This window comes from [Erwinia] mediterraneensis, from assembly GCF_900604315.1.
Taxonomy (GTDB): Bacteria; Pseudomonadota; Gammaproteobacteria; order Enterobacterales; family Enterobacteriaceae; genus Pantoea; species Pantoea mediterraneensis_A.
Window position 1 is genome coordinate 1,478,360 of sequence record NZ_LR026978.1, and the last position, 15,736, is coordinate 1,494,095.

The following is a 15,736-nucleotide window of genomic DNA, read 5'->3' on the forward strand; positions in this document are numbered from 1 at the left end:
GTACCGTTCAGGTAAGGAGGTGATCCAACCGCAGGTTCCCCTACGGTTACCTTGTTACGACTTCACCCCAGTCATGAATCACAAAGTGGTAAGCGCCCTCCCGAGGGTTAAGCTACCTACTTCTTTTGCAACCCACTCCCATGGTGTGACGGGCGGTGTGTACAAGGCCCGGGAACGTATTCACCGTGGCGTTCTGATCCACGATTACTAGCGATTCCGACTTCACGGAGTCGAGTTGCAGACTCCGATCCGGACTACGACGCACTTTATGAGGTCCGCTTGCTCTCGCGAGGTCGCTTCTCTTTGTATGCGCCATTGTAGCACGTGTGTAGCCCTGGCCGTAAGGGCCATGATGACTTGACGTCATCCCCACCTTCCTCCGGTTTATCACCGGCAGTCTCCTTTGAGTTCCCGACCGAATCGCTGGCAACAAAGGATAAGGGTTGCGCTCGTTGCGGGACTTAACCCAACATTTCACAACACGAGCTGACGACAGCCATGCAGCACCTGTCTCACGGTTCCCGAAGGCACTTCCGCATCTCTGCAGAATTCCGTGGATGTCAAGGCCAGGTAAGGTTCTTCGCGTTGCATCGAATTAAACCACATGCTCCACCGCTTGTGCGGGCCCCCGTCAATTCATTTGAGTTTTAACCTTGCGGCCGTACTCCCCAGGCGGTCGACTTAACGCGTTAGCTCCGGAAGCCACGCCTCAAGGGCACAACCTCCAAGTCGACATCGTTTACGGCGTGGACTACCAGGGTATCTAATCCTGTTTGCTCCCCACGCTTTCGCACCTGAGCGTCAGTCTTCGTCCAGGGGGCCGCCTTCGCCACCGGTATTCCTCCAGATCTCTACGCATTTCACCGCTACACCTGGAATTCTACCCCCCTCTACGAGACTCAAGCCTGCCAGTTTCAAATGCAGTTCCCGGGTTGAGCCCGGGGATTTCACATCTGACTTAACAGACCGCCTGCGTGCGCTTTACGCCCAGTAATTCCGATTAACGCTTGCACCCTCCGTATTACCGCGGCTGCTGGCACGGAGTTAGCCGGTGCTTCTTCTGCGGGTAACGTCAATGACGAAGCGTATTAAGCTTCATCCCTTCCTCCCCGCTGAAAGTACTTTACAACCCGAAGGCCTTCTTCATACACGCGGCATGGCTGCATCAGGCTTGCGCCCATTGTGCAATATTCCCCACTGCTGCCTCCCGTAGGAGTCTGGACCGTGTCTCAGTTCCAGTGTGGCTGGTCATCCTCTCAGACCAGCTAGGGATCGTCGCCCAGGTAGGCCGTTACCCTGCCTGCTAGCTAATCCCATCTGGGTTCATCCGATGGTGTGAGGCCCGAAGGTCCCCCACTTTGGTCTTGCGACATTATGCGGTATTAGCCACCGTTTCCAGTGGTTATCCCCCTCCATCGGGCAGATCCCCAGACATTACTCACCCGTCCGCCACTCGCCACCCGGAAAGCAAGCTTTCCTGTGCTGCCGTTCGACTTGCATGTGTTAGGCCTGCCGCCAGCGTTCAATCTGAGCCATGATCAAACTCTTCAATTAAAAGCTTGATTTGCTTCAACTTGTGAAGCGATGCTCAAGGAAAAACGTCGTAATGAATTACGTGTTCACTCTTGAGACTTGATATTTTTTAAGCCCGGAGGCTCCGATATCAATCCTGCGAGTGCCCACACAGATTGTCTGATAAATTGTTAAAGAGCGGTGCGACGCGGCTCAGCCGTCTGTCGCGAGGTGGCGTATATTACGCTTTCCTCCTTCAGAGTCAATCCTTTTTTCAGGATTTTTCTCCGGCGGTTCAGCGGACTGAACCTGCTGACCCGGCGGCCTGTATGCCGTTGTTCCGTGTCAGTGGAGGCGCATTATAGGCAGTTAATTCTCGCTGACAAGTCTTTATTTCAGAAAATTTTCCGAGCGCTCCTTTTTTAAACATTTGCGTTAAAAGCAGGCGTTTTATGCTGCTTAAAAGCGCAATCCGGCAGGACAACAGGTGAAAATCTCATCGGTACGCCACTGTTGCGATGCTATTCTTTTTCTCCATCCGTTTTTTCTTCCAGCTTTCTGACTGGATAGCGATAAGAAGGACTCTCGATGATTCGATCCGCGCGCAGTATGGCCGGTCTGCCATGGATAGCCGCCATGGCATTTTTTATGCAGGCGCTGGATGCCACTATTCTCAATACCGCATTACCCGCTATAGCGACCAGTCTGGAACGTTCTCCTCTTGCCATGCAATCTGCGGTGATCAGCTACACCCTGACGGTGGCGATGCTGATCCCGGTAAGCGGCTGGCTGGCAGATCGTTTTGGTACGCGTAAAGTCTTTATTATTGCCGTCTCCCTGTTCACCCTGGGTTCGCTGGCATGCGCCCTTTCGGGCTCGCTTGGCGTACTGGTTATCTCACGCGTGGTGCAAGGGGTGGGTGGCGCGATGATGATGCCGGTTGCCCGGCTGGCCCTGCTACGGGCTTATCCGCGCAGTGAACTGCTGCCGGTGCTCAACTTTGTCACTATGCCTGGACTGGTCGGCCCGATACTGGGTCCGATGCTGGGTGGCTTACTGGTGACTTACGCCACCTGGCACTGGATATTCCTGATTAATATTCCCATCGGCCTGCTCGGGATATTTTACGCGCGCAAATATATGCCCGACTTCACCACGCCTAAGCGCCGCTTTGACCTGCCCGGATTTTTACTCTTTGGTTTTGGGCTGGTGCTTATCTCTATTGGTATCGAGCTGTTTGGTGAGCGTATTGTCTCTGCCTGGCTGGCTGCTGGCGTACTGGTCGCGGGTGTCGTGCTGCTGCTTCTTTATATTGTGCATGCGCGTCGACATCCCGCTCCGCTGATCGGCCTGCCGATGTTCAGAACGCGGACGTTCTCTATCGGCATTATCGGCAACCTCGCTTCGCGCCTGGGGACCGGCTGCATACCCTTTTTAATGCCGCTGATGTTGCAGGTCGGTTTTGGTTATTCGGCCATTATTGCCGGTTGCATGATGGCGCCCACGGCCATCGGCTCTCTGCTGGCGAAGTCGACCGTGACGCAGGTACTACGCTTGTTTGGTTATCGCCGCACGCTGGTCGGTATTACCGTCATCATTGGTATTTTGATCGCCACCTTTGCGCTGCAGTCGCCAGCGGAAAGCATTGTGGTGCTGCTTATTCCGCTTTTTATATTAGGTATGGCCATGTCAACGCAGTTTACCGCCATGAATACCATTACCCTGGCGGACCTCACCGATGAAAATGCCAGCAGCGGTAACAGTATGCTGGCGGTGACACAGCAGTTATCTATCGGGATGGGGGTAGCGGTCAGTGCAGCGGTATTACGCTTTTATCAGGAGTTTGACGGTACGACCGTTGAGCATTTCCACGCCACCTTTCTGACGATGGGCGTGGTCACCGTGCTGTCAGCATTTACCTTTATGCTGCTGAAAAATGGCGATGGCCGCCATTTGATCACCAATCGCGATAAAAAGAAGAAAAGCGCTTAAACCGAACTGCGCTCTACCAGTTCCGGCGTCAGAACCAGCGTTTGCTGGCTGGCGTCGGGATCGCCAAGACGATGGATCAGCGTATCAATAGCCAGCTCGCCCAGCGCATCTTTGGGCTGATGGATAGTGCTCAACGGCGGCGTCATATAGCGCGCCAGTTCAATATCATCATACCCCATCACGGCGATATCCTGCGGAATGCGTAGCCCGGCCTGATAGATCGCATGATAGACTCCCAGCGCCATGGCATCATTACTGGTGAAAACGGCTTCGGGCAGCGGTTTCAGGCTGAGCAACTGATTCATGGCATGGTAGCCGCCGTGGAATTCAAAGTCACCGTTAACCACGTAGCCTGGCGGCACGGTTAATGCGTTACTTGCCATCGCTTTAAGATATCCTTCCAAACGCAGGCGCGCTGGCGTTTTATCCAGAGGCCCGGAAATACAGGCAATACGTTTGTAGCCGCGATCAATAAGGTGCTGCGTTGCCATCTCGCCCCCGAGCAACGCATTATCCTGGATAATATCGCCACGGCCTTCAAAAGGTGCCCAGTCCATCATCACAGTAGGTATCGAAGGATAGCGATTGAGAATTTCCGCGGAGGGAAGATGGCTTTCGGTGCACATCATCAGCAATCCGTCGACACGCTTTTGCAGCAGAGTCTCCAGGCTGCGATTCATGCGTTCTTCATCCCCTGCGGTGTTACAGAGGATCAAACTGTAACCGCGCTCATAGCAACAGTTCTCTACCCCCCGCACCACCTCTGAATAAAAGGGGTTACTGCTGGTAGTCAGCAACATGCCGATAGTACGGGTTTGATTAATTTTCAGACTGCGCGCCAGCGCAGAAGGCGCGTAGTTAAGCTCGCGAATCGCCTGTTCAACTTTCTCCCGTACCTGCTCGCTGACAAAACGGTTGTTATTGATCACATGCGAGACAGTTGAGGTCGAGACGCCCGCCAGCCGGGCGACATCTTTCATGGTTGGCACGTCATTCGCCCTGTTGTTGCAGAAACGCATCGATTTCGGCACGCCAGGGCACTGACGGTTGCGCACCGGGCCGGGTCACAGCAATGGCTGCTGCCGCATGGGCAAAGCGTACCGCATCAACAACGGGCTTCCCTTCAAGGCGGGCAGTAATAAATGCGCCATTAAAGGTATCGCCTGCGGCAATGGTATCCACCGCCTCAACGCGGAAACCGGCAATACGCTGCCCCTGACCCTGTTCGCTCAGCCAGACGCCCCGGCTTCCCAGGGTGATGAGCACCGTATCGATACCTTTCGCATGAAGCGCCCTGGCCGCACGCGCCGCGTCCTCATCATTGTTAACTGCAATACCGGTGAGAATTTCCGCTTCGGTTTCGTTAGGCGTAATAATATCGACCAGCGCCAGCAGTTCATCGGAAAGTTGCGTAGCCGGGGCCGGGTTAAGGATGACCTGCGTCTGATGCTGATGCGCGATTTTTGCCGCCGCCAGCACGCTTTCCAGCGGCGATTCCAGCTGCATTAACAGTGCGCTGGCCTCAGCAATCACCTGCTGATGGCGCACAACGCAGGCGGGCGTCAGGGCGGCATTGGCACCTGCGCTGATACCAATACTGTTTTCCCCATCAGCGTTAACGAAAATCATCGCCACGCCGGTGGTTGCCCCTGGTACGGTTTCTACCGGCGACGTGTCAATCCGATCCTGCATCAGCTGCTGACGGATTCGCTCGCCAGTATCATCATCCCCCACACAGGCAATAAAGGCGATGCTGGCACCGGCCCGGCCGGCAGCAACCGCCTGATTCGCCCCTTTACCGCCAAAGGCGATCTGATACTGTTTCCCGATCACCGTTTCGCCCGGACGCGGAAAATGCGTCAGGTTAAGGATGTGATCGGCATTAATGCTACCGAGTACCGCCAGTTTTGCGCTTTTGCTCATAGGGGAATCATCCAGAAAGTGCGCCACCGGAACGGTGGCGCGTTGCCCTGCTTTTCTTCGATTTATTTTGTTACCAGTTTCAGATCGACCGGATTAATCGCCTGCACTTTTTCGCCTTTCAGCACCTTATCGGCAGTTTGTACGCCAATCGCGCCAATTTTTTCCGGCATCTGCGCGACGGTAGCGCTGAGCTTGCCGCTTTCAACTGCTTTTACCCCATCATCCGTGCCGTCAAAGCCCACCACAACCACATCAGATTTCCCTGCGGTTTGCAATGCACGCAGCGCGCCCAGCGCCATTTCATCGTTTTGCGCGAACACAGCCTGAACATCCGGATGCGCCTGCAGCAGATTCTGCATGACGTTCAGTCCTTTGGTGCGATCGAAATCGGCAGGCTGGCTGGCCAGCACATTGAATTTATGCGCATCTGCCGCCTGTTTGAAGCCTTCACCACGTTCACGCGCAGCTGATGCGCCAGCGATCCCCTGCAGCTCAATCAGTTTTACGCCCTCGCCCAGCTTTTTGGCGATAAAGTCACCGGCCATTTTGCCGCCAAAACGGTTATCGGAGGCCACATGGCTGACCACTTCGCCTTTGGCCGCCACGCGGTCCAGGGTAATAACCGGAATGTTTGCCTGGTTAGCCATTTTCACGGCGTTGCCAACGGCATCCGAGTCAGTGGGGTTGATCAGTAACAGTCTGGCGCCACGTACCGTCAGATCCTGTACGTTCGCCAGCTCTTTTGCCGGATTGTTCTGTGAATCGAGCACCACCAGGTTATAGCCCAGCTTATCCGCTTCTTTCTGTGCGCCATCTTTCAGCGAAACAAAGAACGGGTTATTCAGGGTCGATACCACCAGTGCAAGCGTATCCTTTGCCAGTGCGCTGGTACTCAGGGTGGCGCCAAGAATGACGGCCAATGCGGTCAACTTTTTCATTAAAAATTCCTGTGTAAAGGTCAGAGTTATTTACTGCTTTTGTTATCCACCAGTACCGCCAGCAGAATAACCACTGCTTTCACGATCATCTGGTAGTAAGAAGAAACGCCTAATAAGTTCAAGCCGTTATTCAGGAAGCCGAGGATTAGCGCGCCAATCAGGGTGCCGATAATCCGTCCTTTGCCGCCCGCCAGACTGGTTCCACCCAACACTACAGCAGCAATAGCATCCAGTTCATAACCGGTACCGGCAGTGGGCTGGGCGGAAGAGAGTCGCGCCACTTCGATAGTGCCCGCCAGCGCCGCCAGCATTCCGCTCAGCGCATAAACGATTATTTTGATTCGGCTGACATTAATGCCTGACAGACGTGTAGCCGCTTCGTTGCCACCCAGCGCGTAGATATAACGCCCCAGACGCGTGTGATGCAGCATGTACCAGGCCAGCAGAAAAACGAACGCCATCAGCCAGACCGGCGTGGGGATCCCTAACGGGCGACCGATGCCAAACCAGCCAAACAGATCGGCATTGTCGCTGAAGCCGGTGTTCACCGGGCTGCCGTTGGTATACACCATGGTGACGCCGCGTAGTAACAGCATCATGACCAGCGTGGCGATAAACGCCTGAACCTTGCCTTTCGCTACAATGGTGCCGGTAATGGCGCCGATAAAGGCGCCCATCGCCAGCGCAGCTGCCACGGCGACCAGGGCGTTCACCTCCAGACCGACCAGCGAGGCGGCCACCGCACCAGTCAGTGCCAGCAGCGAGCCCACCGACAAATCAATACCGGAAGTCAGGATAACCAGCGTCATCCCTACCGCCATAATGGCGTTTACCGAGGTCTGTTGCAGGATGTTGAACAGGTTCGCCAGGGTAAAGAAATTAGGGCTCAGGCTGGCGACCACGGCGATCAGCACCAGAAGCGCAATCAGCGATTTTTGCTCCATTAGCCAGGCTTTACTGAACCAGCGCTGACTGGCCGGTAAGGTTTGCGTACTCATACAACTAACTCCTCGCTGTGTTGCTTACCGACCGCCGCTGCCATCAGGGCTTCTTGCGTGGCCTGCTCACGTGTAAATTCGCCGCTCAGACGGCCTTCATGCATCACCAGAACGCGATCGCTCATACCCAGCACTTCAGGCATCTCCGAAGACACCAGGATGATGCTCAGCCCTTCAGCTTTAAACTGATTGATCAGCTGATAAATCTCTTTTTTCGCCCCGACATCAACGCCACGAGTAGGTTCGTCGAGGATTAATACGTCCGGGCGCGTCATCAACCCGCGCGCAATCGCCACCTTCTGCTGGTTGCCTCCCGAGAGCAGACCTGTCGGCTGCAGCATGGAGGGCGTTTTCACATTAAAAAGACGGATAAAATCGCCGACCGCCAGCTGTTCTTCCGCATGTTTGAGCGTACCGCCGCGATGACTGAAATAGCGCAAGGCGGTGAGGGACATGTTTTCTTTTACCGACATGCCGAGTACCAGGCCGTCACGCTTACGATCTTCCGAGATATAGACGATGCCGTTCGCTAAGCCTTCCTGTGGTGAGCGCGTCAGCACTTCACAGCCATTCAGCCGGATGCGGCCGGCACTTTTGGGGAGCGCGCCGTACAGCAATTTCATTAATTCGGTGCGTCCGGCACCCATCAGGCCGGAAATACCCAGGATCTCCCCTTTGCGCAGGATAAAACTGACATCTTCGACACCCGGCCCGCTCAGGTTATCGACCTTTAACCTGACTTCGCCTGGCGCTTTCTCCAGCCGGGGGTATTGTTCCTCCAGCTTACGACCCACCATCATTTCAATCAGCGTCTCTTCATCCAGATCGCTGACAGCGCGTTCGGCAATAAACTGGCCGTCGCGGAATACCGTGACGTCATCGCAGATTTCAAAAATTTCTTTCATACGATGGGAGATGTAGACGATGCCGCAGCCCTGCGCCTTCAGTTCATTGATCACGCGGAACAGGGAGAGGGTTTCGGTATCCGTCAGCGCGTCAGTCGGCTCATCCATAATGATCACCTGTGACTGAAAGCTGAGTACCTTCGCAATCTCCACCATCTGCTGATCGCCAATCGACAGATCGCCAACCAGCATATGGCTGCTGAAACGCAGATTAAGCCGCTTCAACAAGGCGTCGGCTTCGGTATGCATGCGTTTCCAGTCGATGCGACCAAAGCGATTGACGTATTCGCGCCCGAGAAAGATATTTTCCGCAACCGAAAGCTGCGGGATCAGATTCAGCTCCTGATGAATAATGCCAATACCCGCATCCTGCGAAGCTTTTGGCCCGTTGAAACGGGTCTCTTTACCCAGCCAGTGCAGCGAGCCTGCATCATGGCTGTAGATGCCGGTCAGCACTTTCATCATGGTGGACTTACCGGCGCCGTTTTCTCCTACCAGCGCCATCACGCGTCCCGGCCAGACGGTCAGCGAAGCGCCTTTCAACGCTTTCACGCCAGGAAACGATTTTTCAATGCCTTTGAGTTGCAATAAAGGTTGCATGAAAACCTCAGAAGGTAACGCCCGCGCTCAGGATGACGTTCGCATACGGTGAACACTCGCCGCTGCGAACCACCGCCTTGCTGCGCTGAGTCTGTTGTTTGAACTGTTCATGGCTGGTGTAGCTGACAGCGATAGTATTTCCCTGATGTTGTTGCAAATGTTCCAGCAGCGCGATCAAAGCGCTGTGCAGCTGTGGATTGTGCTGTTTAATCTCTTCCGCAATCAGCGCGCTTTCCACCTGCATTTCATGCGTTATCGCGCTAACGACCTGCATAAAATCGGGCGTACCCGGCATCAGGGCCAGATCGATACGTTGCGGCCCTGCGGGGATCGGCAGACCGGCATCGGCGATGGTGAGCGTATCCGTATGTCCAAGACGGGCAATGACGCAGGAGAGTTCAGCGTTTAATAAGCGACCTTTTTTCATCTTTTCCACTCCACAGCGAAACGTTTCGCTGACGGCAGTGTATGAAATAACCAGGGCAACTCAATCCTCAGATGCTGAAAATGTGATCGCTATCGAAACGTTTCGCTCGCGTGGGGGGATTTGTTTAAAGCGACAGACGAAGAGACGGCAGGAGGCGCCGTCTCTGTTAAAGGATGGTACTCAGGGATAGAGTGCGTTAAATACAGTTTTTTTACGCGGTTCAGTCATCAGGCTTTCCAGCGCTTCGACACAAGCCAGGTAGTGTGGCGTTTTTTTATGTGCCAGCACCGCTTCGTTATCAACATAGGCTTCATAGATATAAAACCGTGTAGGCAACATCGTATCCTGTAATACATCAAAGCGCAGATTGCCTGGCTCATTAATCGCACCAAGATGATTAGCATGAAAAACGCGCTTAAATTCTTCGATTTTGTCTGCTTTTACGTTGATCTCAACCAGCGTGACCTCCATGAAGCCTCCTTAACCCCTTTAGCTGTCAGTTGTTGATTCGCACTTAAAAATCGTAGCGCCCAATATTCTCTTTGGTAAATACGACCCGTTCCGGCAACAGAACGATGCCGTTTCCCTTCGCCTCATACTCATACCCCTGCACTTTATTGGGCGAAACGGTCAGTTCTCCGCTATCCGGCACGGTGATCTTATCGCCCGGATTCAGCTCCCCTTTTTCCAGTAGCTGCTGCGCCACATGAATGGCAATTTTGCCCTGACTTACTACATCCCATAAGCCGAACTGTTTTACCGTGCCGCGTTCAACATAAGGGCGCATGACGTTGGGCGTACTGAATCCTACGATAGTGACCGATTTCCGCCCCAGATTCTCTGCAGCCTGAGCGGCAGCGGGTAACGCGTTCGCATCGGGCGCAATAATGACATCGAGATCTGGCCAGGATTTCAGCACGCCTTCCGCTGTTTGCAGGGATTTGGTGGCATCGTTATAGCCATACTGGGTAGTGACAATTTCCCAGCCGGGATGCTGCGTTGCGATAGTTTCTTTGGCGACTTTTACCCACTGATTTTGATCGGTAACTGTCGGACTGGAGTAGAAAAAGGCCACTTTCGCCTTCTCTTTCTTCACCTGGCTGGATGCCATTTCAACCAGCATAGTGCCCAGCTGATCGGGCGTGCCCTGATCGATATAAATGGAGCGGCATTCGGGCCGGGTATCGGAATCCCAGGTCAGCACTTTGACTCCGCGCTGCATGGCGCGTTTTAACGCCGGACACAGTCCATCCGGTGAAACGGCGGCCACCACAATGGCATTATACCCCTGGTTAACGAAGTTATTGATCATCTGCACCTGCCCGGAAACGCTGGGCTCGGAGGGCCCGTCATAAGTGACATCCACGCCAAGCGCTTTACCCGCCGCCAGCGCGCCGTTGCCACCGCTGGTAAAATAGCCAACGCCAACCAGTTTGGGGATAAAGGCGATCCGATCTGCGGCTTGTGCCTGTAACGCGAACAGCCCCAACGAGCCAGCGATAATCGCTGTTTTCCATCGCATGTTTTTCATCATTCACCTGTCTTCATTTGGATGTCAGAGAAGAAGACGCAGACCAGCGAAGACGATATCGCCGGAAAACACTGCGAAGCGCGCTCCGGTTAAGGGAAGCAGAGCGGCCAATCACCACCAGAATCAGTAACGCGCCCGACAACGCGCTGGAAACCTGGCTGGAAATACCTGCCATCTGCAAACCCTGCTGCAAATAACCGATCAAAAACGTGGCAATCGCGGTGCCGATCACTGAACCGGCGCCGCCATAGATATTGGCGCCGCCTAATACGGCGGCAGTTATCGCCGGCATTAACAACGAACCGCCGAGATCCGCGCGCGCCGAACCGAAATAAGCGGTCATTAAAATCGCCGCCAGCGCGGAGGAAAGGCCGGTCATGCCATACAAAATAAAAGTGGTGCGCCGGATCGGTAAGGCCCCGTATTGCGCGACGCGCATATTCTGCCCAATCAGGAAGATGTTGCGCCCGGTACGTGTGCGGTGCATCAGCACGGCAAAGAACAGCAGGGCCACAAAGAAAATCAGCAACGGTACCGGAAGCGCCATCACCTCGGCATTGACAAAGTCGGTCAGCGCAGGCGGAAAGCTGCTGATACCTTCAAAACCCGTAGCGCCCGCCATCCCCGAAAGCAGCAGCGCACTGCCGCCAAACAGGTAGAGTGTTCCCAGGGTAATCACCAGCGGACTGACGCCGGTAAACAGGATCAGAGCGGCATTGAACAAACCGCAGGCCAGACCCGCCAGCAACGTCAGGGGGATGGCAAACAGCAGCGGCAGCGCGTTCTGGCACAATATCCCCAGCACAATGGCGCACAGCCCTACCACCGCGCCAAAGGAGATATCGATACCGCCACTGACGATAACCAGCGTCAGCGGCAAAGCAATAATGCCCAGGGTGATAAAGTCGCTGGTGCTGTAAAGCAGGGTATCGATGTTCCACATCCGTGAGTTCACCATGCCAAACAACAGAATTTCTGCCACCAGCAAAACCAGCAGGGCGCTTTCCCAGCGCATCAACGGCGCAGCGGTTAAACGGTTCATCAGGCGACCCCGCTCTTATTATTTTTCTTCAGTGCTGGCAGCACGCTTTTAACGGTGTTGCCACTCCCGGAGGCGTTAACCCGGCCAGAGGCCGGGGTCGCGCCTGACAGAAAACGGGCATATTTTTGACGCCGTATGGTTTTGGCCAGCGCCAGACGTAAGCGACCATCCAGCACCAGTACGGTAAGCAGCACCACTCCGGCGACAAAGTCATTCCACCAGGCGGGAAGACGCAGCAGGACCAGCACCGTATCGATTTGCGTAATAAAAAAAGCGCCCAGTACGGCACCCAGCAGCGTACCGGTGCCGCCCAGCAAGCTGACGCCCCCCAGCACACAGGCAGCGATCGCTTTCATCTCCAGCCCTGTGCCGGTCTGGTTAGGAACGAAACCGATTTGTGAGGCGAAAACGATACCCGCAAAGGCAGCCATCAGGCCATTCAGGGCAAAAGCCAGCATCAGCACGAAATTTACCGGCACGCCAAGCTGACGCGCGCCCCGGTAGTTATCACCCGTGGCATAAAAGTTACGGCCGAATGCACTGTGCGCGAGCCAGAGTATCATCAGCGCCACGGTGACCAGCACCGCAAGGCCGAGCGGCGAAACGCCGATCCAGAGGGGAACAGAAAGGGCTTTGAGGCTGGCGGGTAACCCCTCAATCCATTTACCGTCGGTCAGCACCAGCATCGCGCCGCGAAACAAGCCAAGCGTCCCCAGCGTGGCCACGATGGCAGGAATACGCAGCGCCACGACCAGCAGGCCATTTATGCAACCGGCCGCCAGTCCCACCAGCAGTGTCGCGGGCAGCGCCAGCATCAGCGTCATGCCGCTGTTAAGCAGCAATCCCAGCGTTACGGCGCTCAGCCCGACAATGGAGCCTACCGACACATCAATGTTGCGTGTCAGCATCACCAGCGTGGCACCGAGTGCCAGTAAGATCAGCATTTGCGCGCTGCTGAATACCATACTCAGGGTTTGCAGGCTAAAGGCGTCGCGCTCCATCACGACCAGCAGGCTGAATAACGCAATGATGGCAACCAGCGCCGTCAGCTCCCGGTTATTCTGAATCGATTTCAGCATCGTCACTCTCCTGTCGTCACAGAGGCGGCGTGGCCAAAGGCCTGCTGCATAATATGGTTAACATTGATCGCCTCCCCGAGCAGCGCCTCTCCGCTTTCGCCCTGATGCATCACGATAACGCGATCGGCCAGCGCCACAACTTCATCCAGATCGGAAGAGATCATCAATACCGCCACCTGTTGCTGCACAATGCTGCGTAAGAGTTGATAAATGTCAGCGCGGGCAGCGACATCTACCCCACGCGTCGGTTCATCGACGATCAGAACGTTGGGATTAGCTTCGAGACATTTGGCTATCAGCAGCTTCTGCTGGTTACCGCCGGACAGCGTACGGGCAGGTTGATTGCCGTCATGAAAGGCGATCCCCAGCGCCCGTTGATAGCGTACCAGCAGTGCATTTTCGCGTGACGTCTGCAGCCATTCACCCTGACGATTAAAGGTTAACGCGGTGATATTCCAGCGTAACGGTGCATCAAGATATAAGCCCGACGCCTGACGATCTTCCGGCAGATACACCAGCCCCTGTTGCAGACGTTGCGCCGGGCTGGCGTGGGTAATGTTCTGCTGCCCCAGCCAGATTTGCCCCTGTTCAACCGGGCGTAAGCCATACAGCGTTTCTGCCAGCTCAGTTCGTCCGGCACCCACCACGCCAGCAAGAGCCGTAATTTCCCCGGCTCTGAGGGTAAAACTGATGTTACGGAACCCTTCGCCGGTCAGGTTATCAATACGCAGCCGCTCTTCACCTTGCTCCGACACGGGCCGCGCAGAAGGCAATTCCAGCCAGAGTTTTTGTGTGGCTGACAGCACGCCTGCCTGCGCAGGCGGCATCATGGCCTCGAGCAGCGTCTCATCCTTGAGTCGCTCAAGCGCGCCGGTAAGCGCAATGGCACCATCACGCAATACGCTGATGCGATGGGCCAGCTGGCGAATTTCCGGCAGTTTATGCGAGATAAAAATAATTCCTACCCCCTGAGCGGCCAGCTGCCGTACGCGCGTAAACAACCGTCCGGACTCCGCAGGCGTCAGTGAAGCCGTGGGTTCATCCAGAATAAGCAGACGCGCTTCACGCATCAGACCGCGCAGTATTTCCACCATCTGCTGATCGGCCACCTCCAGCGTGCCTGCCAGCGCATCCAGCGGTAAGTGATGGCCCAGCGCCTGCAGATGCTGTAACAGCCGCTCCTCCCGCGCCTGCTCGCCTTTCAGACGGAACAGGATATTCTCTTTTACCGTCAGACCGGGAAACAGCAGCGGCTCCTGCGGCACCAGATAGATACCAGCCTGTTGCGCTCGGGCGGGCGTAAGCGGCGGCAACAAGGCGCCGTTGAGCCAGAGAGAGCCGCTGTCTGCCATCTCCACACCCGCAATGATCTTCATCAGCGTCGATTTTCCCGCGCCATTACCGCCCAGCAAGGCATGGATTTCCCCTGCCTGCAGAGTGAAGTGAACATTCTTCAGCACCGGTACGCCAGACCAGGCTTTACACAATTCCCGTACCTCCAGTAGAGGCTGTTCTGTACGGGTTGCGGGCTGTTGCGGGCGATACCTCGTCATGCTGCGCCTCTCCGGTGTTGAACTTTTTCACTCTGTTTTCAATAGTGTTCAAAAGCTAGACTGCAGTGAATGAGAAAACTCATGGCGCGATCACACTTCAATCAATTGTTTTAGGCCAGTATGATAAAAGCCTGTAGTTGACGCGCAATTTGTCGTCCTGCTCACAATCCCTGATACAGGCGATGGAACATTTCATTCCATAACTTATAAGTGTTCAGAATGAGTGAAAAAAATCGAATGACGGCCCCGATCGCTTACGCAGAGCATGCCATGAACGAAGAAGAGTTGCTGGCACGTACGGCCTGGTTTTATTACCACGACGGCTTAACGCAGAATGAAATCGGTGATCGTCTTGGCCTGACCCGGCTGAAAGTGTGCCGCCTGCTGGAGAAAGGACGGCAGTCTGGCGTAATTCGCGTGCAGATCAACTCCCGTTATGAAGGGTGCCTCCATCTGGAAGATGCATTGCTTCAGCGTTTTGGCCTGCAACAGGTACGCGTCCTGCCACACACCGACAGCAACATAAATGAACGGCTGGGTATCGGAGCGGCGCATCTGCTGATGAACCTGCTTAAACCGGACCAGCTGTTGGGGATTGGCTTTGGCGAAGCGGCGATGAGCACGCTACAGCATTTAAGCGGGTTTATTGGTTCGCAGGGCCTCTCCCTGGTGACGCTGTCGGGCGGCGTCGGCACCTATATGCGCGGCATCGGTCAGCTGGATACGGCCTGCGGCGTCAGCATTATTCCGGCGCCGTTACGCACCTCGTCAGCCACGGTCGCGGCCATTTTTCGCCAGGAGAGCAGCGTCCGGGACGTCATGCTTACCGCCAGCGCCGCTGATGTGGCGATAGTGGGTATTGGCTCACTGAATCAGAAGCTACAAGCCACTATTCTGCGTTCTGGCTATATCAGCGAGGGAGAACAGCAGCTTTTTAGCCGTAAAGGCGCGGTCGGAGATGTCCTGGGCTATTTCATGCAACGTAATGGTGAGCCGGTTGAGCATTTACCGATTCACGACGAGCTTGTCGCGCTTTCACCGGATGAACTACGGTTAATCCCGACGGTAGTGGGTGTCGCCGGTGGCGTAGAAAAGGCAGAAGCGATTGTTGCAGCTTTACAGGGGCGACGTATTAACGCTCTGGTCACTGAAGAGAGCACAGCGCAGGCGATGCTGGCGCTGCTTGACTGACACGCAGGCGGTGAGACGTGTCAGAACCCTGACTGACAATGCACA

Annotated in this window: 13 protein-coding genes and 1 rRNA gene; 2 read left to right on the forward strand and 12 right to left on the reverse strand. The window is 55.2% G+C overall.

Features of this window, described 5'->3' with window-relative positions:
- Positions 1-12: 12 nt before the first annotated feature.
- Positions 13-1,554, reverse strand: a 16S ribosomal RNA gene (locus E0E17_RS06980).
- Between the two features lie 546 nt (positions 1,555-2,100).
- Here E0E17_RS06980 and mdtD point away from each other — a divergent pair.
- Positions 2,101-3,504: a multidrug transporter subunit MdtD gene (gene mdtD / locus E0E17_RS06990; RefSeq protein WP_130832827.1), complete on the forward strand. Its 1,404-nt coding sequence runs from the start codon at positions 2,101-2,103 to the stop codon at positions 3,502-3,504.
- Here the strand turns inward: mdtD and rbsR are convergent.
- The 11 genes from rbsR to lsrA all read right to left on the reverse strand — a co-directional run bounded on the left by rbsR (position 3,501) and on the right by lsrA (position 14,500).
- A complete protein-coding gene (gene rbsR, locus E0E17_RS06995; RefSeq protein ID WP_369408699.1) occupies positions 3,501-4,493 on the reverse strand; it encodes a ribose operon transcriptional repressor RbsR in 993 nt (330 codons plus the stop codon). The two genes, mdtD and rbsR, sit on opposite strands and share 4 nt — an antisense overlap.
- A 1-nt stretch (position 4,494) precedes the next feature.
- Positions 4,495-5,427 (reverse strand): ribokinase, encoded by a 933-nt coding sequence (gene rbsK, locus E0E17_RS07000; RefSeq protein WP_130832829.1) that lies wholly within the window; start codon positions 5,425-5,427, stop codon positions 4,495-4,497.
- Positions 5,428-5,489: 62 nt separating this feature from the next.
- Positions 5,490-6,365, reverse strand: a complete 876-nt coding sequence (gene rbsB, locus E0E17_RS07005; protein ID WP_130832831.1) for a ribose ABC transporter substrate-binding protein RbsB — start codon at positions 6,363-6,365, stop codon at positions 5,490-5,492.
- 26 nt (positions 6,366-6,391) lie between these two features.
- Complete coding sequence (gene rbsC, locus E0E17_RS07010) at positions 6,392-7,363, reverse strand: ribose ABC transporter permease (protein ID WP_130832833.1); 972 nt, start codon at positions 7,361-7,363, stop codon at positions 6,392-6,394.
- Complete coding sequence (gene rbsA, locus E0E17_RS07015; RefSeq protein WP_130832835.1) at positions 7,360-8,868, reverse strand: ribose ABC transporter ATP-binding protein RbsA; 1,509 nt, start codon at positions 8,866-8,868, stop codon at positions 7,360-7,362. Before rbsA ends, rbsC begins: the two co-directional genes overlap by 4 nt.
- A 7-nt stretch (positions 8,869-8,875) precedes the next feature.
- Complete coding sequence (gene rbsD, locus E0E17_RS07020; RefSeq protein WP_130832837.1) at positions 8,876-9,295, reverse strand: D-ribose pyranase; 420 nt, start codon at positions 9,293-9,295, stop codon at positions 8,876-8,878.
- Between the two features lie 180 nt (positions 9,296-9,475).
- Complete coding sequence (lsrG, locus tag E0E17_RS07025; protein WP_130832839.1) at positions 9,476-9,766, reverse strand: (4S)-4-hydroxy-5-phosphonooxypentane-2,3-dione isomerase; 291 nt, start codon at positions 9,764-9,766, stop codon at positions 9,476-9,478.
- Positions 9,767-9,809: 43 nt separating this feature from the next.
- On the reverse strand, positions 9,810-10,817 hold the full coding sequence (gene lsrB / locus E0E17_RS07030; protein WP_130832841.1) for an autoinducer 2 ABC transporter substrate-binding protein LsrB: 1,008 nt from the start codon (positions 10,815-10,817) through the stop codon (positions 9,810-9,812).
- 22 nt (positions 10,818-10,839) lie between these two features.
- Complete coding sequence (lsrD, locus tag E0E17_RS07035) at positions 10,840-11,868, reverse strand: autoinducer 2 ABC transporter permease LsrD (RefSeq protein WP_439654629.1); 1,029 nt, start codon at positions 11,866-11,868, stop codon at positions 10,840-10,842.
- Positions 11,868-12,947: an autoinducer 2 ABC transporter permease LsrC gene (gene lsrC / locus E0E17_RS07040; protein WP_130832844.1), complete on the reverse strand. Its 1,080-nt coding sequence runs from the start codon at positions 12,945-12,947 to the stop codon at positions 11,868-11,870. Before lsrC ends, lsrD begins: the two co-directional genes overlap by 1 nt.
- 2 nt (positions 12,948-12,949) lie before the next feature.
- The gene (gene lsrA, locus E0E17_RS07045; RefSeq protein ID WP_130832846.1) at positions 12,950-14,500 is read right to left on the reverse strand and encodes an autoinducer 2 ABC transporter ATP-binding protein LsrA; all 1,551 of its coding nucleotides are present in this window, start codon (positions 14,498-14,500) and stop codon (positions 12,950-12,952) included.
- Between the two features lie 219 nt (positions 14,501-14,719).
- On the opposite strand from lsrA, the gene lsrR reads away from it, so the two are divergent.
- Entirely contained in the window at positions 14,720-15,691 is a 972-nt protein-coding gene (lsrR, locus tag E0E17_RS07050; protein ID WP_130832848.1) for a transcriptional regulator LsrR, read from the forward strand.
- Positions 15,692-15,736: the final 45 nt, after the last annotated feature.

Excerpts from the sequence above, each read along its gene's own strand:
- mdtD (WP_130832827.1), top strand. The coding sequence starts at position 2,101 with ATGATTCGATCCGCGCGCAGTATGGCCGGTCTGCCATGGATAGCCGCC.
- rbsK (WP_130832829.1), bottom strand. The coding sequence starts at position 5,427 with ATGAGCAAAAGCGCAAAACTGGCGGTACTCGGTAGCATTAATGCCGAT.
- rbsB (WP_130832831.1), bottom strand. The coding sequence starts at position 6,365 with ATGAAAAAGTTGACCGCATTGGCCGTCATTCTTGGCGCCACCCTGAGT.
- rbsC (WP_130832833.1), bottom strand. The coding sequence starts at position 7,363 with ATGAGTACGCAAACCTTACCGGCCAGTCAGCGCTGGTTCAGTAAAGCC.
- rbsA (WP_130832835.1), bottom strand. The coding sequence starts at position 8,868 with ATGCAACCTTTATTGCAACTCAAAGGCATTGAAAAATCGTTTCCTGGC.
- rbsD (WP_130832837.1), bottom strand. The coding sequence starts at position 9,295 with ATGAAAAAAGGTCGCTTATTAAACGCTGAACTCTCCTGCGTCATTGCC.
- lsrG (WP_130832839.1), bottom strand. The coding sequence starts at position 9,766 with ATGGAGGTCACGCTGGTTGAGATCAACGTAAAAGCAGACAAAATCGAA.
- lsrB (WP_130832841.1), bottom strand. The coding sequence starts at position 10,817 with ATGCGATGGAAAACAGCGATTATCGCTGGCTCGTTGGGGCTGTTCGCG.
- lsrD (WP_439654629.1), bottom strand. The coding sequence starts at position 11,868 with ATGAACCGTTTAACCGCTGCGCCGTTGATGCGCTGGGAAAGCGCCCTG.
- lsrC (WP_130832844.1), bottom strand. The coding sequence starts at position 12,947 with ATGCTGAAATCGATTCAGAATAACCGGGAGCTGACGGCGCTGGTTGCC.
- lsrA (WP_130832846.1), bottom strand. The coding sequence starts at position 14,500 with ATGACGAGGTATCGCCCGCAACAGCCCGCAACCCGTACAGAACAGCCT.
- lsrR (WP_130832848.1), top strand. The coding sequence starts at position 14,720 with ATGAGTGAAAAAAATCGAATGACGGCCCCGATCGCTTACGCAGAGCAT.